Source organism: Streptomyces flavofungini (genome assembly GCF_041028215.1).
In the GTDB taxonomy this organism is placed as follows: domain Bacteria; phylum Actinomycetota; class Actinomycetes; order Streptomycetales; family Streptomycetaceae; genus Streptomyces; species Streptomyces flavofungini_B.
In genome coordinates, this window is record NZ_JASKYR010001032.1 from 1 (window position 1) to 2215 (window position 2215).

Here is a 2215-nt window from a genome sequence, read left to right on the forward strand (position 1 = left end):
GCCCTGGCCCGCGCCCGCACCGAGAGGGCGACCGCGGCGACGAGCGGCGCGAGCAGCGCCACCCGCATCAGCTTGACCAGGACCGCGTCGCCGAGCGCCCCCGGGCCCGCGGTCTGCGCGGTCGCCACGACCTGCCCGACGTCGTGCACGCTCGCCCCGACCCAGCGCCCGAACTCCGCGTCGCCGAGCCCCAGCGGGTGCTGGAGCAGCGGGAGCACGGCGATCGCGAGGGTCCCGCAGAGGGTCACCAGGGCCACCGAGGTGGCGGTGTCCCGCTCGTCGCTCTCGGAGACCTCGCTGACCGCGCCGATCGCGGACGCGCCGCAGATCGAGTAGCCGGTGGCGATCAGCAGCGGCTGGTCGCCGGGCAGGCCCATGCGGCGGCCGAGCCACCAGGTGCCGAAGAAGGTGACGGCGACCACGCAGAGCACCATCACGACCGAGGCCCAGCCGAGCCCGAGCACGTCGTCCAGGCTCAGTTTCAGGCCGAGGAGCACGATGCCGACCCGCATCAGCCGCTTCCCCGCGAAGCTGAGCCCCGCCTTGCCGGGGCCGCGCACCCAGGCGTGGACGGCGCCGGGCAGATGGGCGGCCACCACACCGAGGACCACGGCGGCGGTGAGCATCGGGACGCCGGGCACGAGCCGGTGCACGCCCCAGGCGACGGCCACCCCGAGGGCGGCGAGGCCGAGGCCCGGCAGCTTGCCGTGCGGGCGGCGCAGATGTGCGGGAGCCGCCGCCGCAGGTGACTTCGCGCGTTCCCCGAGGAGCGCCATTACCGGTCGGCCGGCAGTTCGTACACCCGGCGGACGCTGCTGCCGAGGCGGGCGATGTCCGCGCCGTAGATGTGGATCGATATCGCGCGGGTGCCGCAGGCGTTCCACACCCGGTGGATGTCGCCGGGCGGCGCGAAGCCGCAGACGGCGCCCTGCGGATTGACGACGTCCTCGGTGGCGACGAGGCGGGCCGTGCCGCCGTCCCCTGCGGCGGGCACGAGGCGGTAGCGCCGCTCGTGCTCCTCGCCCTCGTGCACGCCCGTGACGCACCACGACACATGGTCGTGGACGGAGGTCCGCTGCCCCGGCAGCCAGACCAGGGCGACGACGGAGAAGCTGCCGTCGTGCTCGGCGTGCAGGACGTGCTGGCGGTAGCGCTCGGGGTCGCCCTCGCGCTGCTCGCCGGTGAGCAGGTCGGCCGCCCCGAGGTGCGGGGCGAGCCGCTCGCCGACCAGGTACGCGGTCAGGTCGGGGGGCAGGCCGCGCCCGACCGCCTCCCGGACGTCGGCGACGAGGGTGTCGAGGCGCTCTGTGGTCCGGGCTGCCCGGTACGCGGTCGGAGTGCTCATAGGGGCAGCGTCGCGCCGCCTGATCCATCACGTCCAACGACAGTTGTTTCGCATCCCCGCAACTTCCGCTTATGGCTGACGCACCCGTGACGCACCCGTGACGCACCCCTGACGCGCCGGTGCCGCACGGGCGACACGCATCCCGGCGCCAACGCCCGCCCGACAAGCGCTCAGCGGCCGCTCAGCAGCCGACGCGGTTGGCCGCCACCGTCTTCAGCTCTTCGAGGACCAGGGCCGTTGCGGGGATGCGCAGATGGTCCTTGAGGACGTACGCGGACACCTGGCGCCGGGACGCGGGATCGAGGGCGCGCCCCGTCACCTTGCGGTGGCAGAGGAAGTTCAGGACGAGCCCCGGCATCATCGCGACGCCGAGTCCCTCGGCGACCAGGCTCTGCACCACGAGGTTGTCGTCGGTGGTGAAGGCGATCTCGGGCGCGAAGCCCAGCTCTGCGCACTCGTGCAGGAAGTTGGCCCGGCAACGCGGGCACCCGGCTATCCACCGCTCCTCCGCCAGCTCGGCGAGCTTGACCGAGCGGCGGCGTGCCATGGGGTGCCCGGTGGGCAGCAGAACGGTGAGCTGGTCCTCCATGAGCCGGATCTCCACCAGCTCGTCCGGCACCTCTTCGTGCAGCCCGGGATAGGTGAAGGCGAGGGTGATGTCGCACTCGCCACGCACCACGCGCCGCAGCGACTCCGGCGGCTCGTCCTCAAGGAGCTCGACGCGGACCCCGGGGTGGCCGGAGGCGAGCCTGGCCAGGGCCTCCGGGATGAGGGTGGCGTTGGCGCTGGGGAAGGCACAGACCCGCACCCGGCCCGAGCGCAGCCGCGTGATCGCGTTCATCTGCTGCTGGGCCGCGGAGATGTCGTCCA

General features: G+C 73.7%; 3 protein-coding genes. All 3 read right to left on the reverse strand.

Translation table 11 applies throughout. The features are described from left to right. Window positions 1–776 (reverse strand): YeiH family protein (locus tag AB8Z36_RS38030; RefSeq protein WP_369217935.1); only part of this gene is annotated, 776 nt, incomplete at its 3' end. Next, window positions 776–1345 (reverse strand): cysteine dioxygenase, encoded by a 570-nt coding sequence (locus AB8Z36_RS38035; protein WP_369217936.1) that lies wholly within the window; start codon window positions 1343–1345, stop codon window positions 776–778. The genes AB8Z36_RS38030 and AB8Z36_RS38035, both read right to left, overlap by 1 nt. 181 nt (window positions 1346–1526) lie before the next feature. Beyond that, the coding region (locus tag AB8Z36_RS38040; RefSeq protein ID WP_369217937.1) for a LysR substrate-binding domain-containing protein at window positions 1527–2215 on the reverse strand (689 nt) is incomplete at its 5' end.